This is a genomic window from Streptomyces sp. NPDC087420, from assembly GCF_044744165.1.
In the GTDB taxonomy this organism is placed as follows: Bacteria; Actinomycetota; Actinomycetes; order Streptomycetales; family Streptomycetaceae; genus Streptomyces.
This window is the reverse complement of the sequence record NZ_JBIUXU010000014.1, coordinates 269,484-295,286: the sequence shown is the minus strand read 5'-3', so window position 1 is coordinate 295,286 and position 25,803 is coordinate 269,484. Positions and strand designations below refer to the sequence as shown.

Annotated in this window: 20 protein-coding genes; 5 read left to right on the top strand and 15 right to left on the bottom strand. The window is 70.0% G+C overall.

All coding sequences use genetic code 11. The annotated features are described in order from the left end of the window. Window positions 1–361: 361 nt before the first annotated feature. From ACIO1C_RS28860 to thyX, 3 genes are all read right to left on the bottom strand, one after another. Window positions 362–2,047, bottom strand: coding sequence for a ribonuclease J (locus tag ACIO1C_RS28860; protein ID WP_401868686.1), 1,686 nt, complete (start codon window positions 2,045–2,047; stop codon window positions 362–364). A 183-nt stretch (window positions 2,048–2,230) separates the two neighbouring features. Next, window positions 2,231–3,130: a 4-hydroxy-tetrahydrodipicolinate synthase gene (gene dapA, locus ACIO1C_RS28855; RefSeq protein ID WP_401868684.1), complete on the bottom strand. Its 900-nt coding sequence runs from the start codon at window positions 3,128–3,130 to the stop codon at window positions 2,231–2,233. 218 nt (window positions 3,131–3,348) lie between these two features. Then, the gene (gene thyX / locus ACIO1C_RS28850) at window positions 3,349–4,086 is read right to left on the bottom strand and encodes an FAD-dependent thymidylate synthase (RefSeq protein WP_401868681.1); all 738 of its coding nucleotides are present in this window, start codon (window positions 4,084–4,086) and stop codon (window positions 3,349–3,351) included. A 289-nt stretch (window positions 4,087–4,375) separates the two neighbouring features. Here thyX and ACIO1C_RS28845 point away from each other — a divergent pair, with 289 nt between their 5' ends. Beyond that, window positions 4,376–4,924 (top strand): PH domain-containing protein, encoded by a 549-nt coding sequence (locus ACIO1C_RS28845; protein WP_401868679.1) that lies wholly within the window; start codon window positions 4,376–4,378, stop codon window positions 4,922–4,924. Window positions 4,925–5,013: 89 nt separating this feature from the next. Here ACIO1C_RS28845 and ACIO1C_RS28840 read toward each other — a convergent pair whose 3' ends face one another. From ACIO1C_RS28840 to eccD, 6 genes are all read right to left on the bottom strand, one after another. Continuing rightward, entirely contained in the window at window positions 5,014–5,466 is a 453-nt protein-coding gene (locus ACIO1C_RS28840) for a hypothetical protein (RefSeq protein ID WP_401868677.1), read from the bottom strand. 13 nt (window positions 5,467–5,479) lie between these two features. Further along, window positions 5,480–6,232, bottom strand: coding sequence for a 4-hydroxy-tetrahydrodipicolinate reductase (dapB, locus tag ACIO1C_RS28835; protein ID WP_401868674.1), 753 nt, complete (start codon window positions 6,230–6,232; stop codon window positions 5,480–5,482). 22 nt (window positions 6,233–6,254) lie between these two features. Then, a complete protein-coding gene (locus tag ACIO1C_RS28830) occupies window positions 6,255–7,631 on the bottom strand; it encodes a M16 family metallopeptidase (protein WP_401868672.1) in 1,377 nt (458 codons plus the stop codon). After that, window positions 7,628–9,862 (bottom strand): polyribonucleotide nucleotidyltransferase, encoded by a 2,235-nt coding sequence (locus ACIO1C_RS28825; protein ID WP_401868670.1) that lies wholly within the window; start codon window positions 9,860–9,862, stop codon window positions 7,628–7,630. Before ACIO1C_RS28825 ends, ACIO1C_RS28830 begins: the two co-directional genes overlap by 4 nt. Window positions 9,863–10,159: 297 nt before the next feature. Continuing rightward, the gene (rpsO, locus tag ACIO1C_RS28820; RefSeq protein WP_161312975.1) at window positions 10,160–10,450 is read right to left on the bottom strand and encodes a 30S ribosomal protein S15; all 291 of its coding nucleotides are present in this window, start codon (window positions 10,448–10,450) and stop codon (window positions 10,160–10,162) included. A 240-nt stretch (window positions 10,451–10,690) separates the two neighbouring features. Continuing rightward, window positions 10,691–12,190: a type VII secretion integral membrane protein EccD gene (gene eccD, locus ACIO1C_RS28815; RefSeq protein ID WP_401868668.1), complete on the bottom strand. Its 1,500-nt coding sequence runs from the start codon at window positions 12,188–12,190 to the stop codon at window positions 10,691–10,693. 275 nt (window positions 12,191–12,465) lie between these two features. On the opposite strand from eccD, the gene eccCa reads away from it, so the two are divergent. The 4 genes from eccCa to ACIO1C_RS28795 all read left to right on the top strand — a co-directional run bounded on the left by eccCa (window position 12,466) and on the right by ACIO1C_RS28795 (window position 19,996). After that, window positions 12,466–16,443, top strand: a complete 3,978-nt coding sequence (eccCa, locus tag ACIO1C_RS28810) for a type VII secretion protein EccCa (protein ID WP_401868665.1) — start codon at window positions 12,466–12,468, stop codon at window positions 16,441–16,443. Between the two features lie 72 nt (window positions 16,444–16,515). Beyond that, window positions 16,516–16,965: a hypothetical protein gene (locus ACIO1C_RS28805; RefSeq protein WP_401868662.1), complete on the top strand. Its 450-nt coding sequence runs from the start codon at window positions 16,516–16,518 to the stop codon at window positions 16,963–16,965. Next, complete coding sequence (locus tag ACIO1C_RS28800; protein WP_401868660.1) at window positions 16,965–19,259, top strand: hypothetical protein; 2,295 nt, start codon at window positions 16,965–16,967, stop codon at window positions 19,257–19,259. The genes ACIO1C_RS28805 and ACIO1C_RS28800 overlap by 1 nt, the downstream gene beginning before the upstream one ends. Window positions 19,260–19,264: 5 nt before the next feature. Further along, window positions 19,265–19,996: a hypothetical protein gene (locus tag ACIO1C_RS28795; RefSeq protein WP_401868657.1), complete on the top strand. Its 732-nt coding sequence runs from the start codon at window positions 19,265–19,267 to the stop codon at window positions 19,994–19,996. An 82-nt stretch (window positions 19,997–20,078) separates the two neighbouring features. Here the strand turns inward: ACIO1C_RS28795 and ACIO1C_RS28790 are convergent, their stop codons facing one another. From ACIO1C_RS28790 to mycP, 6 genes are all read right to left on the bottom strand, one after another. After that, window positions 20,079–20,378, bottom strand: coding sequence for a WXG100 family type VII secretion target (locus ACIO1C_RS28790; RefSeq protein ID WP_167026233.1), 300 nt, complete (start codon window positions 20,376–20,378; stop codon window positions 20,079–20,081). Window positions 20,379–20,425: 47 nt separating this feature from the next. Continuing rightward, window positions 20,426–20,785, bottom strand: coding sequence for a WXG100 family type VII secretion target (locus ACIO1C_RS28785; RefSeq protein ID WP_327234202.1), 360 nt, complete (start codon window positions 20,783–20,785; stop codon window positions 20,426–20,428). 114 nt (window positions 20,786–20,899) lie between these two features. Next, window positions 20,900–22,159 carry a S8 family serine peptidase gene (locus ACIO1C_RS28780; RefSeq protein ID WP_401868654.1) on the bottom strand — a complete coding sequence of 420 codons (1,260 nt, stop codon included), beginning with the start codon at window positions 22,157–22,159 and terminating at the stop codon, window positions 20,900–20,902. Between the two features lie 52 nt (window positions 22,160–22,211). Further along, the gene (locus ACIO1C_RS28775; RefSeq protein ID WP_401868651.1) at window positions 22,212–23,873 is read right to left on the bottom strand and encodes a hypothetical protein; all 1,662 of its coding nucleotides are present in this window, start codon (window positions 23,871–23,873) and stop codon (window positions 22,212–22,214) included. A 3-nt stretch (window positions 23,874–23,876) separates the two neighbouring features. After that, on the bottom strand, window positions 23,877–24,353 hold the full coding sequence (locus ACIO1C_RS28770) for a hypothetical protein (RefSeq protein WP_401868648.1): 477 nt from the start codon (window positions 24,351–24,353) through the stop codon (window positions 23,877–23,879). 202 nt (window positions 24,354–24,555) lie between these two features. After that, on the bottom strand, window positions 24,556–25,788 hold the full coding sequence (gene mycP, locus ACIO1C_RS28765) for a type VII secretion-associated serine protease mycosin (protein WP_401868645.1): 1,233 nt from the start codon (window positions 25,786–25,788) through the stop codon (window positions 24,556–24,558). Between the last annotated feature and the right edge of the window lie 15 nt (window positions 25,789–25,803).

The window sequence follows — 25,803 nt, the reverse complement described above, 5'->3', positions numbered from 1 at the left end:
TCTGGCGTTGACTTTTGGCACGCTGTTGAGTTCTCAAGGAACGGACGCTTCCTTCGGTCCCGTCTCCGGGGCCCTCCGGGCGCTTCCCTTCGGTATTTCGTGTTTCCAACCTTACCAGATCCATTTGGCTGTTCTTGCCGCTTGAATTCCGGTGGCCTTTGGATTGGCCTTTGTTTCTTTGCCTTTCGGCTGAACCGACTTTATCAGAGTTATCTGAGGCCGATTCCCCCTCCTGTCGGGGAGCGTTCCAGGCACATGATTAACCCGGGTTCCCGTTCAGGTGGAGACGTAAACGTACTGGAGCGGGGGGCGCCGATGCAAATCGGGCCCCCCGCTCCGGGGTTGAGCGTCCTACGGACCGTCAGACCTCGACGACCACGGGCAGGATCATCGGGCGCCGGCGGTAGGTGTCGGAGACCCACTTGCCGACCACCCGGCGCACGAGCTGCTGGAGCTGGTGCGGTTCCGCGACCCCGTCGGCCGCGGACTTGGCGATGGCCTCCTCGACCTTCGCCAGGACGGCGCCGAACGCCGCGTCCTCGATGCCGGAGCCGCGGGCGTGGAAGTGGGGACCGCCGACGACCTTGCCGGTCGTGGAGTCGACCACCACGTACACCGAGATGATCCCCTCCTCGCCGAGGATGCGGCGGTCCTTGAGGGAGCTCTCCGTGACGTCGCCGACCGAGAGGCCGTCGACGTACACGTAACCCGCCTGGACCTTGCCGACGATCCTGGCCTTGCCGTCCACGAGGTCCACGACCACGCCGTCCTCCGCGATGACGATGTGGTCCTTGGGGACCCCCGTCATCGCGCCCAGCTCGGCGTTGGCGCGCAGGTGGCGCCATTCGCCGTGGACCGGCATCAGGTTCTTCGGCTTGCAGATGTTGTAGAAGTACAGCAGCTCGCCCGCCGAGGCGTGTCCGGAGACGTGGACCTTGGCGTTGCCCTTGTGGATGACGTTCGCGCCCCACCTGGTCAGGCCGTTGATCACGCGGTAGACCGCGTTCTCGTTGCCCGGGATCAGGGACGACGCGAGGATCACCGTGTCGCCGCCGACGATCCGGATCTGGTGGTCCCGGTTGGCCATGCGGGACAGCGCGGCCATCGGCTCGCCCTGCGAGCCCGTGCAGACGAGCACGATCTGCTCGCCCGGGAGGTCGTCCAGCGTCTTCACGTCGACGACCAGGCCGGCCGGTACCCGCAGATAGCCCAGGTCACGGGCGATGCCCATGTTCCTGACCATCGAGCGGCCGACGAAGGCGACCCTGCGGCCGTGTTCGTGGGCGGCGTCGAGGATCTGCTGGATGCGGTGGACGTGGCTCGCGAAGCTCGCCACGATGATCCGCTTCTGGGCACTGCTGAACACCTGGCGCAGGACGTTGGAGATGTCCCGCTCGGGCGGGACGAATCCCGGGACCTCGGCGTTCGTGGAGTCCGCCAGCAGCAGGTCGATGCCTTCCTCGCCGAGCTTGGCGAAGGTCGGCAGGTCGGTGAGCCTGCGGTCCAGCGGGAGCTGGTCCATCTTGAAGTCGCCGGTGTGGACCACCATGCCCGCGGGGGTGCGGATGGCCACGGCCAGCGCGTCCGGGATGGAGTGGTTCACCGCGACGAATTCGCAGTCGAAGGGACCGATGCGCTCGCGGTGGCCCTCGGTGACCTCAAGGGTGTACGGGCGGATGCGGTGCTCCTGGAGCTTCGCCTCGATGAGAGCGAGGGTCAGCTTGGAGCCGATCAGGGGGATGTCGGCCTTCAGCCTGAGCAGGAAGGGCACACCCCCGATGTGGTCCTCGTGACCGTGCGTGAGCACGATCCCGTCGATGTCGTCGAGGCGGTCCCGGATGGTGGTGAAGTCCGGCAGGATCAGGTCGATGCCGGGCTGCTCCTCCTCCGGGAAGAGGACGCCGCAGTCGACGATGAGCAGTCGGCCGTTGTACTCGAAGACCGTCATGTTGCGGCCGATCTCGCCGAGCCCGCCGAGCGGGGTGACGCGAAGGCCGTTCTTGGGAAGCTTCGGCGGTGCGCCGAGTTCGGGATGCGGATGACTCAAAAGACTCTCCTCACCACACACGCCACGTGCCGCTGAGGCACGTGGCGCGCATGACATTTGTGCACTTGCTGTTGTCTGTGTGGACCGATTTCTCGGTGTGGTGCTGTCGTGCTCTGTGCTTGTCGTGCTGTCGCGCTTATTCAGTTGTGAAGTACGTGGTGGAGTCCGCGGTGGAGTCCGTTGTCAGAGCTGTACCCCGCCGGCCGCCAGATCGATCTTGAGCTGGTCCGTTTCGGGGGCCGACAGCTCGACGAGCGGCAGGCGCAGCGGTCCGGCCGGCAGGCCCAGCAGGGCGAGCGCGGCCTTGGTGGTGATGACGCCCTGGGTGCGGAACATGCCCGTGAAGACCGGGAGCAGCTTCTGGTGGATCTCGGTGGCCTTCTGGACGTCGCCCGTGAGGTGGGCGTCGAGCAGCTCGCGCAGCTCGGGGGTGGCGACATGGCCGACGACGGAGACGAAGCCGATCGCGCCGACGGCGAGGAGGGGCAGGTTCAGCATGTCGTCGCCGGAGTACCAGGCGAGGCCGGACCGGGCGATGGCCCAGCTGGCGCGGCCGAGGTCGCCCTTGGCGTCCTTGTTGGCGACGATACGCGGGTGCTGGGCGAGACGGACAATCGTCTCGGTGTCGATGGGGACGCCGCTGCGGCCCGGGATGTCGTAGAGCATGACCGGCAGGCCGGTGGAGTCGGCGATCGCGGTGAAGTGCCGGTGGAGGCCTTCCTGCGGCGGCTTGCTGTAGTACGGGGTCACGGCGAGGAGGCCGTGCGCGCCGGCGCGCTCGGCGGCGCGGGACAGTTCCACGCTGTGGCGGGTGTCGTTCGTGCCGATGCCCGCGATGATGTGGGCGCGGTCGCCGACCGCGTCCAGGACGGCCCGTACGAGCTGGTCTTTCTCCGCGTCGCTGGTGGTCGGCGACTCGCCGGTGGTCCCGTTGAGGACCAGGCCGTCGTTGCCTGCGTCGACCAGGTGGGCGGCGAGCCGCTGGGCGCCGTCGAGGTCGAGCGCGCCGTCCGCCGTGAAGGGCGTGACCATCGCGGTGAGGACCCGCCCGAAGGGGGTCTGCGGAGTGGAGATCGGAGCCATGGGTAACACGCTACTCGCTGCTCAGCTCGCCGTGTCCCCTTGGGGGACGGGACAAGAGGAGCCCGGCACTGCCTGCTCGGGGGTTCAAGCAGTGCCGGGTCCGTTTGATCAGCCTAGATGAACTTCTCGAAACCCCGCAATACGGACACTTCACCCCGCCGACCGTACATCTGTGCCCCGGACGGGCCACGGAACGGGCTCCGAGCCGCAGGATCGTTCTAGGGGGCGACTCGGCCATTGGCGTTGAAAGCCGCGTGGGTCAGGGGCATGAGCGCCGCCCAGTGCGCCTCCATCCGCTCCCCCACCATCTCGATCTCCCGCTGCGGGAAGGACGGGGTCCTCGCCTGTTCGTGCTGGGTGCGCAGGCCGAGGAAGTGCATCAGCGAGCGCGCGTTGCACGTCGCGTACATCGACGAGAACAGGCCGACCGGCAGCACCGCCCGCGCCACCTCGCGCGCGACGCCGGCCGCGAGCATCTCCTGGTACGCCTCGTAGGCCCGGAGGTACGAGGCCTCCATCACGCGGCCGGTCAGGTCCTGCTGCTCCTGGGTGCCGTCCACGAACACGTACTTCCCGGGGCGGCCCTCCTGCACGAGCTTGCGGTCCGCGCCGGGGACGTAGAAGACCGGCTGGAGCTCCCGGTACCTGCCCGATTCCTCGTTGTACGACCAGCCGACCCGGTGGCGCATGAACTCGCGGAAGACGAAGATCGGGGCGCTGACGAAGAACGTCATGGAGTTGTGCTCGAAGGGGCTGCCGTGGCGGTCCCGCATCAGGTAGTTGATGAGCCCCTTCGAGCGCTCGGGGTCCTTCGAGAGCTCCTCCAGGGACTGCTCACCTGCGGTGGAGACGCGTGCGGCCCACAGCACGTCGGAGTCGCCGGCGGTGTGCTTCACCAACTCGACGGTGACGTCACTGCGGAAGCTCGGCTTGGTCTCTGCGGGGGTGTCGCTCACCGGCGGGGTCCTTCCAGTTACGTCGCTCGGGCGGCGCCCACTCTACGGCGCGGCACTGGCAGCGCCCTCCGCGACAGCGCGGCGGCCCCCGCTGTTCGGACCGCCGTTCGCCGGACTGCCCGCGCCGGCAAGGGATCAGACGGCTACTCATACGCACCTCACGGCGACGGTCCGCAGCCGTCCGGGCCCCGATGACCCGCCCGGCCCCCCTCGGGTGGTCCGGTCGGGGACCTGGTCGGTAGCCTCACCGGGCACAGCAATCGAGCGTGCTTGTGAGTGAGGATCAGTCGTGCCCCTGCCTTTCCTGACGGCCGACCGGGCTTTTGACGCGACCACCGACGATGTCGCGTTGCCGTTCGACGATCACGATCAATGGCGGCGTCCGTACCGCCCCGGCCCCTGGCGGGTGGCGGCGGCGGCGCTGCTCCTGCTGCTGGCCTCGTTCGTCCTGCTCGCGGGGACGGTCACCGCGGCCGCGGGCAGCGCCTCGGGCGCCTATGTCTGTCTCGCCCTCGCCGGCCTGGGCATCGCGGTCGCCCTGCGGCTGCTGCGGGTGGGCGCCTGGGTGAGCCGGCACGGCGTCCGCCGTGTCCTGCTGCTCAGGACGCGGACCGTGGCCTGGGACCAGGTCACCGAGGTCCGTACCGTCCAGCAGCCCGTACGGTGGCTCGGCCTGCCGCGCACCGTGCAGGGCCAGGCGCTCTCCCTCGTCCTGCGGCAGGGAACGCCGCTGCCGCTGCTGACGGACCACAACGCGGACTTCCTGTCGCGTACGGAGGCGTTCGACCGGGCCGCCGACACGGTCGAGGCCTGGGGGGACGAGTACCGCCGTCCCTGACGGCTCCGCGCGCGACCCCACCGACCCTGAGCGGGGCCCGGCCACCCGGCCGGGCCCCGCTCAGGTGTGTACGGGCTGTTCCGCGCCGCTCAGACGCGTACGGGCTTGTGGTCGTGGAGGGCGATGGCGCGCTGCATCGCCTTGCGGGCCCGGGGCGTGTCGCGGGCGTCGTGGTAGGCGACCGCGAGCCGGAACCAGCAGCGCCAGTCGCCCGGCGAGTCCTCCGTCTCCGCGCGGCGCCGGGCGAAGACGGCGTCGGCGGAGTCGCGGTCGATGCGACCGCTCTCCGTACGGGTCAACTCGTCCACCGGCAGGCCGCCTTCGGCGTCGAGTTCCTCGGCGAGGCGGTTGGCGCGACTGACGAACTGGGTGTTCTTCCAGAGGAACCACAGGCCGATGACCGGCAGGATCAGCACCGCGATCCCGAAGGCGACGGTGAGCGCGGTGCCTTGTTCGATGAGCAGCACACCGCGGCTGCCGACCAGGACGAAGTAGACGACCAGGACGGCGGCCGTGACGCAGTAGGTGATCTTCGCGCGCATGGGTGCGGTCTCGTCAGCTCAGGTCGAGGAAGTGTTCCAGGCCGTAGGTGAGGCCCGGGGTGGACACCACGCGGCGCACGCCGAGCAGGATGCCCGGCATGAAGCTGCTGTGGTGCAGGGAGTCGTGGCGGACGGTGAGCGTCTCGCCCTCGCCGCCGAAGATCACTTCCTGGTGGGCGAGGAGCCCCCGGAGGCGTACGGAGTGCACGCGCACGCCGTCGACGTCCGCCCCCCGCGCGCCCTTCAGTCCGGTGACCGTCGCGTCGGGCTGGGGAGGCAGCTGCGCCTCCTCGCGGGCCGCGGCGATCAGCTGGGCGGTGCGGCCCGCCGTACCGGAGGGGGCGTCGGCCTTGTTCGGGTGGTGCAGCTCGATGACCTCGACGGACTCGAAGTAACGGGCCGCCGACTGGGAGAACTTCATCGTGAGGACGGCCCCGATGGAGAAGTTCGGCGCGACGAGCACCCCGGTCTTGGGCGAGGCCTCCAGCCAGGAGGTCAGCCGCCCGAGGCGCTCGTCGTTCCATCCCGTGGTGCCGACGACGGCGTGGATGCCGTGGCCCACGCAGAAGTCGAGGTTGCCCATCACGGAGTCGGGGTGGGTCAGGTCGACCGCGACCTGGGTCCGGCTCGCCGTGAGGGTCTCCAGCGTGTCGTGCTGGTCGAGGGCGGCGACCAGTTCCAGGTCCTCCGCGGCCTCGACGGCCCGTGCGGCCTCGGAGCCGATACGGCCCTTGGCTCCGAGGACGGCCACGCGCAGCTTGCTCATCGCTCTGCTTTCCTTACCGCGGTCAGGAGACCGCTTCGTCGAGACGTGCCACCTGTTTGTCCTTGAGCGGTCCGATGACGGACAGCGAGGGGCGGTGTCCCAGTACATCGCGGGCGACCGCGCGCACCTCGTCCGGGGTGACGGCCGCGATCCGCGCCAGCATGTCGTCCACGGACATCTGGGTGCCCCAGCACAGTTCGCTCTTGCCGATACGGTTCATCAGCGCGCCGGTGTCCTCCAGGCCGAGGACGGTGGAGCCGGAGAGCTGGCCCACCGCGCGCCCGATCTCGTCGTCGCTGATGCCTTCGGAGGCGGCCTTGTCCAGTTCGTCCCGGCAGATCTTGAGGACGTCGTGGACCTGGTTGGGGCGGCAGCCCGCGTACACGCCGAAGAGTCCGCAGTCGGCGAAGCCCGAGGTGTACGAGTAGACGCTGTAGGCGAGGCCGCGCTTCTCCCGTACCTCCTGGAAGAGCCGGGAGCTCATGCCGCCGCCGAGGGCGGTGTTGAGGACCCCGAGGGCCCAGCGCCGCTCGTCGGTACGGGCGAGTCCCGGCATGCCGAGGACGACGTGGGCCTGTTCCGTCTTGCGGTTCAGGACGTCGACCCGACCCGCGGTGCGCAGGGCGCGGGTGCCTTCGCGGGGGGCGAGGGGGACCGCGTCCGTACGGGACAGGGCGCCTGCCCTGTCGAACGCCTTGCGGACCTGGCGTACGACCGTGGCGTGGTCGACGTTGCCCGCGGCGGCGACGACCAGGTGCGTGGGGTCGTAGTGCTTCTTGTAGAAGCGGGCGATGCGGTCGCGGTCCAGGGCCTTGACGGTCTCGACGGTGCCGAGGACCGGGCGGCCGAGGGGGGTGTCGCCGAGCATGGTCTGCGCGAACAGGTCGTGCACCACGTCACCGGGGTCGTCCTCGGTCATGGCGATCTCTTCGAGGATGACGCCCCGTTCGGCCTCGACGTCGGCGGCCTCGATGAGGGAGCCGGTGAGCATGTCGCAGACGACGTCGATGGCGAGCGGCAGGTCGGTGTCGAGGACACGCGCGTAGTAGCAGGTGTACTCCTTCGCCGTGAAGGCGTTCATCTCACCGCCGACCGCGTCGATGGCGGAGGAGATGTCGAGGGCGCTGCGCCGGTTCGTGCCCTTGAAGAGGAGGTGTTCCAGGTAGTGCGTGGCGCCGTTGAGCGTGGGCGTCTCGTCCCGGGAGCCGACCTGGACCCAGATGCCGAAGGTGGCGGAGCGCACCGACGGCAGGGATTCGGTGACGATGCGCAGGCCGCCGGGCAGGGTCGTACGGCGGACCGTCCCGATGCCGTTCTCGCCCTTGAGGAGGGTTTGGGTACGGGCAACGGCCCGCGCCTCCGAGGAGGTGCGGGCCGTTGCCCTGGAGCCGGTTGTCACGAGGTCGCTTCGTCCTTCGCGTCTTCGGTGGCCGTACCGTCGGCGGACTCCTCGTCCTCCATCACGGGGATGAGGGAGAGCTTGCCGCGCTGGTCGATCTCGGCGATCTCGACCTGGACCTTCTGGCCCACCCCGAGGACGTCCTCGACGTTCTCCACGCGCTTGCCGCCGGCGAGCTTGCGGATCTGCGAGATGTGCAGCAGTCCGTCCTTGCCGGGGAGCAGGGAGACGAAGGCACCGAAGGTGGTGGTCTTGACGACCGTACCCAGGTAGCGCTCGCCGACCTCCGGCATCGTCGGGTTGGCGATCTGGTTGATCGTGGCGCGGGCGGCCTCGGCGGCGGGGCCGTCGGCGGCACCGATGTAGATGGTGCCGTCGTCCTCGATCGTGATGTCGGCGCCGGTGTCCTCCTGGATCTGGTTGATCATCTTGCCCTTGGGGCCGATGACCTCACCGATCTTGTCCACCGGGATCTTGACGGTGATGATCCGGGGGGCGTTGGGGGACATCTCGTCCGGGACGTCGATGGCCTCGTTCATCACATCGAGGATGTGGAGGCGGGCGTCGCGGGCCTGCTTCAGCGCGGCGGCCAGGACCGAGGCGGGGATGCCGTCGAGCTTGGTGTCGAGCTGGAGCGCGGTGACGAACGTCTTCGTACCGGCGACCTTGAAGTCCATGTCGCCGAAGGCGTCCTCCGCACCGAGGATGTCGGTGAGGGTGACGTAGTGGGTCTCGCCGTCGATCTCCTGCGAGATCAGGCCCATGGCGATACCGGCGACGGGGGCCTTGAGGGGCACACCGGCGTTCAGCAGGGACATGGTGGAGGCGCAGACCGAGCCCATGGACGTCGAGCCGTTGGAGCTCAGCGCCTCGGAGACCTGGCGGATCGCGTACGGGAACTCCTCGCGCGTCGGCAGCACCGGCACGAGCGCGCGCTCGGCCAGGGCGCCGTGACCGATCTCGCGGCGCTTCGGCGAACCGACGCGGCCGGTCTCACCGGTGGAGTACGGCGGGAAGTTGTAGTTGTGCATGTAGCGCTTGCGGGTCACCGGGGAGAGGGTGTCCAGCTGCTGCTCCATGCGGAGCATGTTGAGGGTGGTGACGCCCAGGATCTGGGTCTCGCCCCGCTCGAACAGCGCGGAACCGTGCACGCGCGGGATGGCCTCGACCTCGGCGGCGAGCGTACGGATGTCCGTGACGCCGCGGCCGTCGATGCGGACCTTGTCCTTGATGACACGCTCACGGACCAGGGTCTTGGTGAGCGAGCGGTACGCGGCGGAGATCTCCTTCTCGCGGCCCTCGAACTGCGGGAGCAGCTTCTCGCCGGCGAGGCCCTTGACGCGGTCCAGCTCGGACTCGCGCTCCTGCTTGCCGGCGATGGTGAGCGCCTTGGCCAGCTCGCCGCGGACGGCGGAGGTGAGCGCCTCCAGGACGTCGTCCTCGTAGTCGAGGAAGATCGGGAACTCGCCGGTGGGCTTGGCGGCCTTGGCGGCGAGGTCCGACTGCGCCTTGCAGAGCGAGCGGATGAAGGGCTTCGCGGCTTCGAGGCCCGCGGCGACGATCTCCTCGGTGGGAGCCTCGGCGCCGTCCTTGACGAGCTGGATCGTCTTGGGCGTGGCCTCGGCCTCGACCATCATGATCGCGACGTCGCCGTCCTCCAGGACGCGGCCCGCGACGACCATGTCGAAGACGGCGTCCTCGAGCTCGGTGTGCGTCGGGAAGGCGACCCACTGGCCCTTGATCAGGGCGACACGGGTGCCGCCGACCGGGCCGGAGAACGGCAGGCCCGCGAGGATCGTGGAGCAGGAGGCGGCGTTGATCGCGACCACGTCGTACAGGTGGTCGGGGTTGAGCGCCATGATCGTCTCGACGACCTGGATCTCGTTGCGCAGGCCCTTCTTGAAGGACGGGCGCAGCGGGCGGTCGATGAGGCGGCAGGTGAGGATCGCGTCCTCGGACGGCCGGCCCTCGCGGCGGAAGAACGAGCCGGGGATCTTGCCGGCCGCGTACTGGCGCTCCTCGACGTCCACCGTGAGGGGGAAGAAGTCGAGCTGGTCCTTGGGCTTCTTGGAGGCGGTCGTGGCCGACAGCACCATGGTGTCGTCGTCCAGATAGGCCACGGCGGAGCCGGCGGCCTGACGGGCCAGCCGGCCCGTCTCGAAGCGGATGGTGCGGGTGCCGAAGGTTCCGTTGTCGATCACGGCTTCGGCGTAGTGGGTCTCGTTCTCCACTAGTGTTCTCTCCTCGTCTTCGTCCGGTGCCCGTGTGGCAGGGGACGTGGCGGAGAAGCGCTCCTTGGTGCGGGCCGGTCTTCGATCGAAGCACCCGGGGCCGCGGCATGGGCCGCGCGTCTTTCCGGGCGCCACTACCGAGGACCGGCGGCGGCGGAGTTCGCTTCTCCTCTTCAGTTGTGCTCTTCGGTTGCTCTTCGGTGGTGCTCCCGCACCAGATTACGTGGTGCGGGTCGTCATACGGCGAAGGGAGCGGTCCCCGGGATGGGGGAACCGCTCCCTGTCACGGCGTCGGGATTACTTGGCACCGCCGGCGGCACCGCGCCGGATGCCCAGGCGCTCCACCAGCACACGGAAGCGCTGGATGTCCTTCTTGGCCAGGTACTGAAGGAGGCGCCGGCGCTGGCCGACCAGGATCAGCAGGCCACGGCGGGAGTGGTGGTCGTGCTTGTGCACCTTGAGGTGCTCGGTCAGGTCCGAGATCCGGCGCGACAGCATGGCGACCTGGACCTCGGGGGAGCCGGTGTCGCCTTCCTTCTGGCCGAACTCGGTCATGATCGTCTTCTTTGTAGCGGCGTCGAGCGGCACGCGTACTCCTCGTGGGTCTTCGTGGCCATCGAGTGCCCCAGGTCGAATACTCTGGGGAGCTTCCGTAACTCGGGAGGCTGGGGATCCGCTGTGTGCCGACCGGGGAGCCTTCGGATCCGTGGGGATCTGTCGGGGCGCCGGGGTCACGTACACAGACGGCCGTCGCCCAGAGTACCAGCCGGTTCACGCGCTTCTCACCCGGGTACGGGCGGCCTCTGTCCCGTACCCGCGTCAACGCGGTCAGGACGTCATGGCCCGGATCGAGTGGTAGACGTCGAAGACGGCGAGGCAGAGCGGTACGAGCGTCAGCAGCACGCAGGACTCCGCGATCTCCAGGAAGCGGCCCCAGAAGGGGGTGACGCCCTTGCGCGGCACGATCAGGCCGATGGCCGTGATCAGCGCGGCGACGGCGGCGACCGCGGTGGTGAGCCAGACCGTACGGATGTCCAGGGCCCGGCCGTCACCGGCGAGGGCCTCGCGCATCAGGCCGGCGGGCGGGTTGAGGCACAGGCCGAGCACGAGGAGGACCAGCGCGCCGAGGCCCGCCGCGAGGGCGCAGCCGACCTGGGCGGTGTAACGGAAGAGGTGGGCGCGCATGAGCATGGCGACGCCGGTGGCGAGGGCGAGGAGCTGTGCCCACACGTCGTCGGAGAAGCCGAGCACCGCGGCGGCGGCGACGGCCACCAGCGCGCAGCCCCCGACCAGGCCGACGAGCAGTTCGTGGCCGCGCCGGGCCTGGGCGGCGATCCGCCGGGCGTCGACGGTGGCCTGGGGCTCGGGGTCGGTGCCGTAACCGCCGACGCTGGTACGGGGCGGTTCGAAGCCGATGGGCAGCCGGGCGAAGCGGGTGGAGAGGCCGGGCAGGAAGGCGAGGGCGCCGACGGCGAGCGGGGCGCAGAGCGCGGCGGTCTCGGCCGGCTCCAGGTGGCGGGTGATCGCGACGAAGGTGAGCAGCAGGCCGGTGGCGGCGGCGAGGACGAAGGCGACGAAGGGGCCGTCGCCGCCCGGGGAGACGATCACCAGGATCACGGAGGCGACCAGGACGGCGGCGCAGGCGAGCAGGAACTGGAGCCGGCCGATGCCCTCTCCCGCGTCGAGGGGCAGCAGTCCTGATCCGCCGACCGCCATGTTCGCGAGGGAGCCGATGCCGAGGGCGACGGAGGAGGCGCGGTCGTCGTACACCCGCGCCCGTACGGCGGACAGGGCGAGCAGCAGGACACCGGTGACGCCGGCGAGGATGCCGGGCAGGCCGTGCATGTCGTGCCGGGGGTCTGCCGTCCAGAGGACGAAGCCGAGGAGGACGAGGAGGACCGAGCCGCCGAGGAGTCCGGCGGCGCGCATCAGCCGGTCGGTCCACAGGGCGCGGTCGCGGGCGACGGCGGAGGCGACGGCGTCGGACACGTCGTCGAAGACGGCGGGCGGCAGGGACTCGGCGAAGGGGCGCAGGGACAGCAGCTCGCCGTCGAGGATGCGCTGGGCGGCCAGGGACAGGGCGCTGTCCAGTACGGTGCCGTCGCGGCGCACCAGGTGGTAGCCGACCGGGGCGCCCTCGGCGGGGCTCTGGCCCGAGAGCCGGAGGATCTCCGGGTAGAGGTCCGCGACCGCGATGTCCTCGGGCAGTGCCACGTCGACGCGGCTGTCGGGGGCGACGACCGTGACCCGGCAGAAGCCGGTTCCGCCGCCGGACGGGGCCGGGGGGCTCGGTCGGCCGGTTCCGGTGGCCGCCGCTGGGGCCGTCATACTCACCTGCTGCTTCCCCTCGTGGTTCTGGTCGTGCCCGCCGTGGAGATGTGGTGTGCGGTGTGGAGACACCGGTCCCGGGGGGCCTCGTGGATGCGCCCCGAATGCCCCTCTTCTTGCGGTAGTTCACGAGTTGGAGAGGGGTGTGAACGCGTCGGGTCACACTACCGCCAACCCCTGGGCCCGGGCGCAAGTAGGATCCCTGCCGCGGATGGAACCAGTCGCCACGGGGGCGCCGACAGAAACATTCCGTCCGGCGAGGGAATGGGTGAGCTGTGAGTCAGATCGTCGTCAAGCGCCCACCGCGGGTCCTGCCGTCCGAGGTGCCCGGCGAACAGGTGCAGTTGCAGCCTCCGCCCGAACTGCCGCGCGGGCAGCAGGAGGGCGCGCTGATGCAGCTGCTCCCGATGCTGGGGATGGGCGGCTCCGTCGTCTTCTTCTTCATGACCCCGAATCCGATCATGCGGATCATGGGCATGGTGATGATCGCGTCGACGGTGGCCATGGCGATCGCGATGCTGGTGCGCTACCGGCGCGGCACCCAGGGACAACTCGCCGACATGCGGCGCGACTACCTCAAGTACCTGACGCAGACGAGGCGTGCGGTGCTGCGGACGGCGCGGCTCCAGCGTGACGCGCAGTACTACCTCCACCCGTCCCCCGAGCAGTTGTGGGCGCTGGTCGCCGAGGGCAGCCGGGTGTGGGAACGGCGGGTCGGTGACCACGACTTCGGGCAGGTACGGATCGGTCTGGGCAGCCAGGAGCTGGCCACGCCCCTGATCGCCCCCGAGACCGCGCCGGTCGACGAACTGGAGCCGCTGACCGCCGGCGCCATGCGGCAGTTCCTCACGGCGCACGGCACGTTGGACGGTCTGCCGATGGCCGTCTCGCTGCGCGCCTTTTACCACGTGACGGTCGGCGGCGAGGCCGGGTCGGTGCGCTCCACCGCCCGCGCGATGGTCGCCTCGCTCGCCTCCCTCCACTCCCCCGACGACCTGGTGATCGCGTTCGCCACCGGGCGCGAGGAGGCCGCCGCGTGGGAGTGGGCGAAGTGGCTGCCGCACGTCCAGTCCGCCGTCACCACGGACGGCGCGGGCAGTCGCCGTCTCATCACCACGGATCCCTGGGAGCTGGAGACGCTCCTGGCCGGGCATCTCGAAGGCCGCCCCCGTTTCCAGCCCGGCGGCCAGCCCCTGCTGGACCAGCCGCACGTGGTGGTCGTCCTGGACGGCAGGACCGTACCGCCCACCTCCGCGCTCGCGGCGGCCGAGGGGCTCCAGGGGGTGACGGTGATCGAGGTCGTGCCCGGCGACGTCACCGGGGCGCGTGGCAGCCTCTCCGTCGTCGTACGCCCGGACGCGCTCCAACTGGAGGTAGGGAACGGCCTGGTGTACGACGGGGAGCCCGACCTGCTCAGTGTGGCGGCCGCCGAGGCGCTGGCCAGGCAGCTCGCGCCGCTGCGGGTGGCCTCGGGCGGCGACGACGACGAACCGCTGCTGGCCAACCTGGACTTCACGGATCTGCTGAACCTGGGCGACGCGGCGTCCGTCGACGTCACCCGGACCTGGCGGCCCCGCTCCCAGGCGGAGCGGCTGCGGGTGCCGATCGGCGTCGGCGAGGACGGCAGCCCGGTGATGCTGGACCTCAAGGAGGCCGCGCAGGAGGGCATGGGCCCGCACGGCCTGTGTGTCGGCGCGACCGGTTCCGGCAAGTCCGAGCTGCTCCGTACGCTCGTGCTGGGCCTCGCCGTCACCCACTCCTCGGAGACCCTCAACTTCGTCCTGGCGGACTTCAAGGGCGGCGCCACCTTCGCGGGCATGTCGCAGATGCCGCACGTGGCCGCGGTGATCACCAACCTGGCGGACGACCTGACGCTGGTGGACCGCATGGGTGACTCCATCCGCGGTGAGCTGAACCGGCGCCAGGAGATGCTGCGCGACGCGGGGAACTACGCCAACATCCACGACTACGAGAAGGCGCGGGCCGCGGGCGCGCCGCTCCAGCCGATCCCGTCGCTCGTCCTGGTGATCGACGAGTTCAGCGAACTCCTCACCGCCATGCCGGACTTCATCGAGATGTTCGTGCAGATCGGCCGCATCGGACGGTCGCTGGGCGTCCATCTGCTGCTGGCCTCGCAGCGGTTGGAGGAGGGCCGGCTGCGCGGTCTGGAGACGTACCTCTCGTACCGCGTCGGCCTGCGGACCTTCTCCGCCGCCGAGTCGCGGGCGGCGCTGGGTGTGCCGGACGCCTACCAGCTGCCCAACGTGCCGGGCTCGGGGTATCTGAAGTTCGGTACGGACGAAATGGTGCGTTTCAAGGCCGCGTACGTCTCCGGGGTGTACCGCACCGGCGCGCAGCGGGACGCGGTGCCCGGCGGGCCGCTGCCGGTGGACCGCGGGCCGGTGCCGTTCACGGCGGCGCCCGTACCGGTGCGGTACGTGGAACCGGCCCCGGGTCCGGTCGTGCCGGAGGCGCGGGCGGCGGAGGACGACGCGCTCGCCGACTCCGTACTCGATGTGATCGTGCGGCGGTTGGAGGGGCGCGGCGCGGAGGCGCACCAGGTGTGGCTGCCGCCGCTGGACAATCCGCCGTCGCTGGACGAGGTGCTCCCCGGGCTCGCGGACGTGCCGGGCCGGGGGCTCACCCGGCCCGGGTACGAGGGGGCGGGGCGGCTCGTCGTACCGCTCGGTGTGGTCGACAAGCCGTTCGAGCAGCGGCGTGACACGCTCTACCGGGACTTCTCGGGGGCGGCGGGCCACATGCAGATCGTGGGCGGCCCGCAGTCCGGCAAGTCCACCCTGCTGCGGACCTTGATCTCGGCGTTCGCGCTGACGCACACACCGCAGGAAGTGCAGTTCTACGGGCTGGACTTCGGCGGGGGCGGCCTGTCGTCGGTGGCCCGTCTGCCGCACGTCGGCGGGGTCGCCTCACGGCTCGATCCCGAGCGGGTGCGGCGTACGGTCGCCGAGGTGTACGGCATCCTGACGCGCCGCGAGGAGTACTTCCGGGCCGCCGGGATCGACTCGATCGGGACGTTCCGGCGGATGCGGGCGCGGGGTGACATCTCGCCGGCGGAGCAGCCGTGGGGGGACGTGTTCCTGGTGATCGACGGCTGGGGCAACTTCCGTTCCGACTACGAGGGTCTGGAGCAGGCGGTCCTGGAGATGGCGGCGCGGGGCCTCGGGTACGGCATCCACGTCGTCCTGACCGCGTCCCGCACGATGGAGGTACGCGCCAACCTCAAGGACCACCTGATGAACCGGCTGGAGCTGCGGCTCGGCGACACGATGGACTCGGAGCTGGACCGCAAGTCGGCCGTCAACGTGCCGGCCGGGGTGCCGGGACGTGGTCTGACACCGGAGAAGCTGCACTTCATGGCCGCGGTGCCGAGGATCGACGGCATCAACTCGGACAGCGACCTGTCGGAGGCCACGGCCGCCATGGCCCAGGAGGTCACCCGGCACTGGACGGCGCCGGGGGCGCCTGCCGTACGGCTGCTGCCGCGCGAGCTTCCGGCGGCGGAGCTGCCCGGGGGCGCGGAGCGGCCGGACAGCGGGATCGCCTTCGCCATCGACGAGAACAACCTGGAGCCGGTCTTCGTCAACTTCGAACGCGACCCGTTCTTCCTGGTGTTCGGGGAGAGCGAGTCCGGCAAGTCCAACCTGCTGCGGCTGCTGATCAAGCAGCTGGGCGAGCGGTACGACGGCGACTCCTGCAAGCTCTTCGTGATCGACAACCGGCGGGGGCTGCTGGGGGTCACTCCGCCGAGCCACCTGGCGGAGTACGTGCCGATGTCCAACAACATGGAGCACCACGTCGACGCGCTGGTGAATCTGATGCAGCGCCGTACGCCGTCGCCCGACGTCACGGCGGAGGAGCTGCGCGAGCGCAGCTGGTGGCGGGGTCCGACGGTGTACGTGGTCGTGGACGACTACGACCTGGTCTCCACGTCGAGCGGCAATCCGCTGGCCAAGCTGGCCGAGCTGCTGCCCTTCGCGCGGGACGTGGGGGTGCGGTTCATCATCGCGCGCAACACGGCGGGCGCGAGCCGGGCCGCGTACGAACCGTTCATGCAGCGGATGCAGGAGCTGGGCGCCCAGGGTGTCCTGCTGTCCGGCGATCCGAACGAGGGTGATGTGCTGGCTGGTGTACGGCCCCGGCCGATGCCGGCGGGCCGTGGTGTCTTCGTCTCCCGGCGGCGGGGGAATCCCCTGGTGCAGACGGGTCTGGTGGCGGAGGAGTCCTTGGCGTGACCGGGGCGTGGACGTGCGGGAGCGGCCCGGTGGGCCGACGGGGAAGCGGTACGCAAGAGAGGGAGAGCCTTCATGGCTTGGGACGAGTGGGAACAGATCAAGGCCGACACGGCCCAGGAGCAGTCGACCCGGATGCGGCTCAACCAGCTCCCGGTCGAGCCCGGGGGCGGCGGAAATCCGGAGGGCGACCTGAAGGTCGACCAGAAGGATCTCGCGGCGATCGGTGACGCGGCGTACCGGCTGTTCGGCGATCTCGACCGGTTCGCCGACCACGCACGTGTCTCCTCGATGACGGCCGCGGGCGGCCTCAAGAGTGAGGGCTTCGCGCTCGGCGGGGCCCTGGACCACGTGGCCGAGCGGTGGGTCGACCAGGTCCGTACGCTGCTGGACGCCTGCGCGCACATCTCCAACCACCTCGACTACACCAAGGCGGCCCACGCGGGCGACGAGGTGTACATCGCCGGCACCCTCAGCAGCATCTCGGACCTGGACAAGGGCTTCGACGAGAGGAAGGGCGCCTGATGGACCTCGACGCACTGCGCTTCGGGAACTTCTCCGCCCTCGACGCGGCCATCACCGACTGGCAGCAGATGGTCACGAAGCTGGCGGACCTGCGCAAGGACGCCCAGGACAACCTCAAGACCAAGGCCGACAAGGCGAATTGGGCCGGGGTCAACGCGCAGGTCTCCCGCACGTTCATCGACAAGACTGCCGGCGAGTTCGGGGACGCGCACACGCAGGCCGACACCATCGCCAAGATCCTCGCCGACACACGCGGTGAACTGGTCGGCTACCGCGACGAGTTGAACCTCGCCGTCGAACGCGGCCTGAAGAAGAACCTCACCGTGCTGGACACCGGCAACGGCTCCTTCACCGTGACGATGAACATCCACCCGGACCGGGCCGCGAAGGGCACCACCGTGCCCGAGCACGGACAGCAGGACGTCGACGCCCTGCGGGACGAGGTCCAGCGCATCCTCGGCAAGGCCACCGAGAGCGACACCACGGCGGCCCAGGCGCTCCGGCTGATCGTGGACCAGGCCAAGTACGGCTTCTCCGACGCCTCGTACGCGGACCGCGACTCGGCGGCGGCCGCCATCAAGGCCGCCGACGACCTGGCCAAGATCTTCAAGAAGAACCCCCACGACGTGACCAACACCGAGCTGAACCAGCTCAACAGCACGTTGGCCACGTACAAGAACGACCCGCTCTTCGCGGAGAAGTTCGCCACCGACGTCGGCCCGAGGAGGACGCTGGAGTTCTACGCCGGGATCGCCGACCCGTACCAGGCCTCGTACGATCCGAAGCGCGGCGAACTGGCCAAACAGTTCCAGAAGAACCTCGGCATCACCCTGGGAACCGCCACTCTCTCCGACAGCGACTCCATGCAGGAGTGGGAGCGGCAGATGGTGAAGCTCGGGCCCGACCCGCTCGGGATCGACGACGCCAGCGATCCGCGCGGCTTCGCCGTCATGAGCAACCTGATGCGCTTCGGCGACTACGACGACCAGTTCCTCAACGACTACGGCGACAAGCTCGTCGCCTTCGACAAGGAACACAACGTCAAGGACCTGAGCCCCTGGGTCAACAACTGGAACCACGCGGACCTGAACTACTGGGGCAAGGACGACCGTGGCCGCGACCCGATGAACGGGTTCCTGGAGGCGCTCGGCCACAACCCGGACGCCTCGACGCAGTTCTTCGCCCAGCCCGACGGGGCGGGCCCCACCGTCGACAAGGACTCCGAGGTGAACGACCACCTCAAGTACCTGACGAAGGACCGGATCTGGCTGCCGGACGCCACGTTCGACGGGAACGACAAGGTCGTCGCGGGGCGGGACTCGCTGGGCCACGCGCTGGAGGCGGCGACCACGGGCTACGCCTACGACGCCCCCGCGGCCTCCGGCAAGGACCCCCTGACCCCCGGCAACCTGGACCACCGCACGGCGGAGACGGCCGGGGTCATGGAGCAGGTCGCGTATCTGTACGGGGGCGAGGACGGCCCGAAGATGCTGCACGACCAGCCCGAACTGGCCGACAGCCTGGGCAAGATGGGCTCCGCGTACATCGACGACATCGACTACGGCCTGTCCGGCGTGGGCGACCACGCGAAGGACGCCGGCGACTTCCCCGCCAGGTACGCGGGGCGCGCGGACTTCGGGAACGAGGGCGCCATCAATTTCCTCAGCGTCCTCGGGCAGAACGAGACGTCCCACGGCATGGTGACCGCGGGCCAGCACATCTACACACTGAGCCTGCTGGACGCCAACCCACCGACGGACCAGGCGAGTTACGAGCACGGCAAGGACGCCCTGTTCATGGAGGCCGAGGCGCGCGGCATCCTGGACCACTCGCGCGTCCAGCAGGCCGAGACCGACTTCGCGGGCGAGGCGGAAGAGGCGAACAAGTCGCTGGGCCGGTCCGCCGACTGGGGGAAGTTCGCGGTGGGAGCCATCGTCGGCGGCGGGATCGCCGCGATTCCCCTGCCGGGAACGACGGCCGTCGGGATCGTCGTCGCCCCCATCGCCGCCGACATCGCCGGGGAGGCCCTGAACACCTTCATCGGGCAGGAGACCGACAAGGCCGTCGACAAGGCCGAGTCCGACTCCACGGCGAAGGCCCAGCTCACGAGCCAGCAGTTCTACCGCGCGGGCGCCGACAACCTCGGGGCCAGTTACGAGCAGTACTTCAACGACTCCGCCAAGTACAGCGGTCAGGCCGATTCGGACGACGTGGTGCGGAACCTGAAGACCACGTATCTCTCGACCGGCTCCGACGAGGACGACCTTCGCGGGCGTCCGCCATACAAGGACTGATGGACGTGCGTCATCTCAGGGCCGCCGGCCCCCACCGGACCGTACCGTCTCCAAGCCTGCCGCACTGGGCCGCGGTGGGGACGGCCGCCGTTCTGCTCGGAGTGGCCGGCTGCTCCGACGGATCCGACCGCTCCGACGGCGATCAGGCTCCCCCGGGCGTCACGGCGGAGCGGGTCTGTGACGGGGCCCTGGACGCGACGGGGGCCGAGGCGTTGAAGCGCCTGGGCGGCACCGACCGGTTCACCGAACTCACCGGCACGACCGACGCGGGGCAGCCGAACGCGTTCTCCGTCGCGCGCGCGGCGAAGCACCTCCACGACAACACCGCCCTGCGGAGCAGGTGCACGGTGTACAAAGCCGGTGACAAGAGCGGTCAGCCGCTGGTCGAGCTGGACTTCAAGGCGGCGAGCCGCTTCCCCGGCCGGAGCGCGGTGGAGAACGGCGCCCGGGACCTCACGTACTACCCCGTGGGTGTCTTGGCCTACACCAAGGAAGAGAACTCCACCTCGCTGTACTTCCGGTGCCCCACCCGGGGGACGGGCAGCACCGCCGCCGAGACACCGTACGTGAACGCGGGTCTCTTCAGCACCCCCGCCCAGATCGAGGGGGACACGACGAGCAAGGACAGGATGGCGGTCCTCAACTCCGTGTCGCGGCGGCTCGCGGACGAGTTGACGTGCGCGGGCGAGGCGCGGCTGCCGGAGCGGGTTCCCGCGCCGGAGGCGTCCGGCTCGTGAGCCGGGATGCGGGGTGGGCGCCTCCCGCGCGTGCCCACCCCGCCTCGCCCCGCTTCGTCTCCCCCGGTCCCGCTCTCCGGGCTCAGTGGAAGTTCGAGGCGGCCTTCTGGTCCCCGGCCTTGTACGCCGGAGCCGCTTCCTGCACGGCCCGCGAGATCTGGAGGAGCGCCGTGTGAATGGCCATGGCGTCCTTGTCCCACTTGGCCTGGGCGCCGTTGTACGCCTCGCGGGCCTCGCCCTCCCAGAGGTCGGACACCGAACGGATCTTCGCCTGGATGGCCTTCAGGCTCTGGTCGAGCCGGTCGGCCTGGGTCTTGATGTCACGGGCGGCGTCGTCGAGCCGCGTGTACGTGACGATCATCGTGCCGTCGTTCTGCGCCATGGAAGTCCTGCCTCTCTGCTTACTGGTTCACTCGGTCGGATCAGCTGTCAGTAGTGGTTGAGGTTGGACGTCGCCTTCTCGGCGCCGGGGTCGCCCGAGTAGCCGTCGACCACGTCCACACCGCGCAGGGCCGCCTCGACCTCGTCGTCGGTGTTGCCGGCGATGGTGCGGGCCGCCTCGATGGCTTCCTGGAAGTTGAGCAGCAGGTTGCCGATGCCGACCATGTTGTTGTTGATCTGGGTCTGCTTGGCGTTGAACGCCCCGGCGCCGATGCCCGCCCAGTGGCCTTCGAGGCTGTCGATCGTCGCCTGGAGCTTGTGGAGCTGGCCCTTGACGTCGTCGAAGCTCTTGGTGAGTTCGCCCTGGAGCGACTTGAGCGCTACACCGTTCACCTTCTGGACTGCCATGCGATGGTTCCTTTCCTGGGGCTGGGGTCGCGGTGGGTCGGTGTCCCACCGGTCGGGGAGTGTGCGTACGGACAGACCGTCGGACGGACGTACGGACGGACAGTCGTACGGTTGTCAGGCGGTACGACGCCTGCGGAGCACGGCGAAGGTCCCTCCGGCGAGGACGACCACCACCGCGACACCGCCGAGGATCAGGCCCAACTGGCCCCCGTCCTCGGTCTTTTCGGCCGAGCCCGCCACGACGGCCTCGGAGACGGGCTTTCCCTTCTCCGGCTGTGACGAAGCCGACGCGGACGGGGAGGCGGACGGGGAGGCGACGGGAAAGACCTCGTCGGCGAGGAGCTTGGTGTCGGGAGGGCCCGGGTTGCCCTTGCCGTTGACGATGATCTCGCGGGGGCGGATGAGGCCGTGGCCGAGGTAGGTGCTGAGAGTCTTCTTCTCCCAGTCCCGACTCGCGGTGTCGTAGAGCACACGGAGTACCTGGTTGGCGGTCCAGTCGGGGTGGGCGGACCACACCAAGGCCGCGGAAGCGGAGAAGAGCGCTGCGGCGGCAGCCGCCCCACCCCCGTCATCGCAGTAACTCTGGAATGTCGCATCGCACCAGCGGGGGATGTCGGTGCCGGGAGCCGCGATGTCCACGTCGTCTCCGTGCTGGGAGAAGTCGGCCACACCGCCCTTCCGATCCGCGGAAGCCACCCCGACAACTTCGGCGAACCGGGCCGGGTACTGCGGCTTGTTCCCCTTCTTCGCGTTGTCGCCCGTGCCCGCGATCAGCAGCTTGCCCTTGCTCAGCGCGTACGTGAAGGCGGAGGTCTGGGCGAAGGTGTCCAGACCGATCGCGTACTGGTTGCCCACCGAGATCTGGATGATCTGGGCGTCGCTGTCCGCCGCTGCCCGGACGGCCCGCTTGAGCGGATCGTTGATCTGGGGCACCTCGTCGTACTTGAGAAGAGGCAGCTTGATCGGGATGATCTTGGCGCCGGGCGCAAGGCCGCGCAGTCCGCCGCCCTCACCCGTACCGGCGATCAGCTCGGCCGTGGTGGTCCCCTGGCCGTTCGTGTCCGCCGTCGAGCCACCGCCGCCTTCGGTGGTGGCGTCGATCCCCTTCAACACCTGCCCCTTGAGCGACGGCGTGGACGGGTTGACGCCGGAGTCGATGACAGCGACCTTGATGCCCTCACCCGTGGTGACCTTCCACATGTCCTCGGCGTGCATCGCGTCCAGGTACCACTGCTTCGACCGCTGGTCCGCCGCCGAGGCGTCCGGAGCCGTACCGGCGAAACCCAAGGTCCACGCGCTCAGCGCGGCCACCGCGCAGAGCAGTTCCCGCCGCACCCGACGAGATCTGCCGCCACGCTTCCGGGCGGGGCTCATTCCTGCCGTCATCCTGACTTCCGAACCTTCCTCGGTGCCTGTGAGTCGGCGCCTAATCGATCACCGGAGGCGCGGCTGGGCGCCGTCCGGCCGTCCATGTCTCTTCGTCTTCCGTCAGGTAGTCGGGACGCGATACGGCATCGTCCTGCTCTTCTTCCTCCGGCCGCCGTCCGCCGGGGCCTCGGACGAGGCCCGAGCCGCCCTGGGTGAAGCCCGCGCCGGGGCGGGAACGAGAGGCGGCGCCGCGAGGCGTGCCGACCACGCCGTTGGTACTGGCGGTGCCGCGCGCTCCGGACCGGGCGGCGTTCGCCGGGTTCGCCCCGACCACACCACCCCGACCGGTCCTTCCGCCGGTGGCGCGGCCGGAGGCCGCTCCCTCACCGCCGATGACGTTCCCCCGGGGCATACGGGAGCCGTTGGAGCCGGCGGCGCGCTGCGGGTTTCCGCCCACGATGCCGTTCCCACGGCCCGCTCCCGCGCGACCGGCAGGGGTCTGCCCCGTACCGCCGGCACCTGACGCGCCGGCGCGGCTTCCCGCTCCGGGGCCGCCGCTGCCGATCGTCCCCGGCCGGCCGGCCGTACTGGAGCCGCCCGATGCCGTCGGCGCGCGTCCGGCCGGGCCGCCCTTGCCGAGCGATCCGGCGCTCTGGCCCACGGACTTGGCGAAGCCCTGCGGGCCCTTCGCCCCGGATCCGCCCCGGGAGACGAGGTTCGCCGGTCCCCCGGCCGGGGGAGGCACGGTCCCACCGCCAGAACCGGGTCCTCCCGTCGAGGACGGAAGCGTCGCCGCGTCCGGCAGCGCGGGGGGAGCCGGCGGCGCCACCACGTTGTCGATCTCCACCGAGGTCTCCCGCTCGGGCGCGGGGGTGATCGGGCGGACGGTGTCCAGATCCCTCTGCGACCGGTCCCCGTCCCCGAGGGAGTCGGAACGGGCCGACACCGACGAGACCTCGGACTCGTCCGACGGACCGTCGCCGACGTTCCTCACACCTTTGGCGCGGACCGGCGGGCCCACCTTGCTCGGCGGGGGCACGTTCGCCTTGAGGACCCGGTCGAACTTCGGTGGTTCCTGGGCCGCCAGCGTCTCCTCGGAGACCGCGTAGAACGACGCCAGGCGGTTCATCTGGTTGATGGCCTCCTGGCGGTCCCTCTCCACCTTCTTCGCGGCCTCGTAGTCCGCGTTGCCGTCCACCTGCTTGACGATCTCGATGTCCTCGACACTCTGCTTGCGCAGCCGGGTGTCGCGGGGCGGCATGGACTTGTGCACCGACGCCAGGCCCGTGCCCGCCGCGGTGATCTGCGTACCGGCCACGTCCGCGAACGCGCCCAGTCCCCGGGCGTGTTCGGCGAGCCCTCGGCCGAACGAGCGGAACTCGTCGCCCGATTCGCCCTTCCACTCGACCTTCTCGACGTAGTCCTGAAGCTCCTGTGCCGCGTCGGCGAGCGCGTCCCTGGCCTTCCAGAGGGCATTGCCCGCGGTCTCCAGGTCCGCCGGGTTCGCGTTCTCCACCAGGTCGATCATGGCGTTGAGGTCGTGGCCCTCGAAGCTGGTCCTGGCGAAGGGGCCGGGACCGCCACCGGATCCGAAGAAACCGCTCATGATCGACGACACCTTCTGGGTGACGTCGATGACACCGAGCTGACCCTGGACCCGCGCCTCGTCCTGCTGGTGCTGTTCCTCGGGGGTCAGTTCCTCCGCGTTTCCGTCAGTCATGGGTCACCACCCCTGTTCAGAGTTCGACTTGCCGCTCTTCTCCGGCCCGTGCTCGCCCTGCTGCGCGCGTTTCTCTTCCGCCCTGCGGTCCTCAAGGATGCGGGTCTGGATCCTCGCGTACCGCCGCCGCACGTCTTCCTCGACGTTGTCGAACCCGACCTCCGCCGCGTGCACCCCGATGCTCAACGTCTCGATCTGATCGCCGAGCGTCCGGGAGAGCGAGACGAGCGACTGGTGCACGCGGTTGTACTGGGCGTACAACCCGTCCGCCTCGGCGAACGCCGCGTTGCCCCCGCTGAGCGAGGTCCTGGCGACCGTCTGCGCCGCCACCTTCGTGTCTCCGGCCGCCCCGCGCTCAAGGTCCGCCAGCAGATCCTTCACCCGGCTCTGGAAGCGCTTCAGCGCGCCGACACCGCGTTCGAGGTCACTTCCACCTGTCGAGGCTCCCCCGCCTCCCCCGCCGTCCGCAGGGACCACCATGCCTTGTTCCTCTCCCCGTTTACCTCAACTACCTCAGTCACCTCAGTGGTCTTACGTTGCGATCGTGGCGCCGCACACAACAACCGCATCTGTGGATCTCACTCTAGCGATCGACTCCGACAGCCCCAAGGGCGTTGTCCACGGCGGGACTTCCTGTTACGGGTTCGGTGCGGCGGTGCGGGAACTGTGCACTCGCAACTCCTCACGCACGCCGGGTACGCCGTCGCGCGTCGCGCAGTGCCACCGCGCCGCCCGCTATCGCCGCCACCAGCACCCCCGCGCCCACGAGCACATACGTCGCGAGGCGTGTCGCGCGTTCCTCCGACGTCTCGCCGACGTGGAACCGGGCCGCGGCGGGCGCCTCCACCCGGTCGGCTCCCCGGTCGGCGACCGGCGCGTCGAGGGGCTTGTCGTCCTCGGTCAGGGCCCGTACCGGATCCACCACTCCCCAGCCCACCAGGCGGTCGTGGCCCGCGATGGACCGTTCCGCGGTCTGCTCGATCTGGGTGACGATCTGTTTTTGCGTCCAGTCCGGGTGCTTGCCCCTGATGAGCGCGGCGACGCCGGCGACGTACGGGGCGGAGAAACTCGTACCGTTGTCCGCGCAGTGGCCGCCGCCGGGAACGGTGGAGACCATGTCGACGCCCGGAGCGGCGACCCCGACAAAATCGCCGGACTGGGAGAAGGCCGCGCGTTCGTTGTTCCTGTCGGACGACGCCACGGCCAGCACGCCTTCGTACGAGGCCGGGTAGGTCTCCTTGACGTTGCCGCCGAGGCCGTCGTTGCCCGCCGAGGCGACCACGACGACGTCCTGGTCGAGGGCGTCCTCCACCGCCTGCTTCAACTCCGGTGCGGGCTCGACGGCGTTGGCGGTGTCCTGGGAGATGTTGATGACGTCGGCGCGCGCCTCGACGGCGTACGTGATGGCGTCGGCGAGGGTCTCGGCGGTGCCGTGCCCCTCGGCGTCGTTCTGCTGGATGGGGATGACGGTGGCCCCGGGCGCCAGGCCGACGAAGCCGGTGCCCTCCCTGGGGCGGGCCGCGATGATCCCGGCGACCTTGGTGCCGTGGCCCACGGTGTCCGTGGTGCCGTCCTCCTTGCCGCGCTCGATCTTGCCGCCGAAGTCGTCCTTGAGCCCCGGTTTCATCTTGTTGCGGCCGCTCTTCACATCGACGGCCGGGGTGAGCTGGGGATTCTTGACGTCGACGCCGGTGTCGATGACCGCGACCCGTACCCCTTTGCCGGTGGACTGCGACCACAGTTCGTCGAGCAGCACACGTTGCAGCGCCCAGGGGCGGCCCGCGTACGGCTTGCTGGGGAACGTGCACTGGGTGTCGGTGGGGCCCTCGGCCGCGGCGGACGCGGGCAGGGCGAGGAGGGCCGCCGCGGCGGTGACCACGGTGGCGGTGGTGGCGAGGAGCCGCCGGTCGGCCATGTGCGCTCTTCCCCT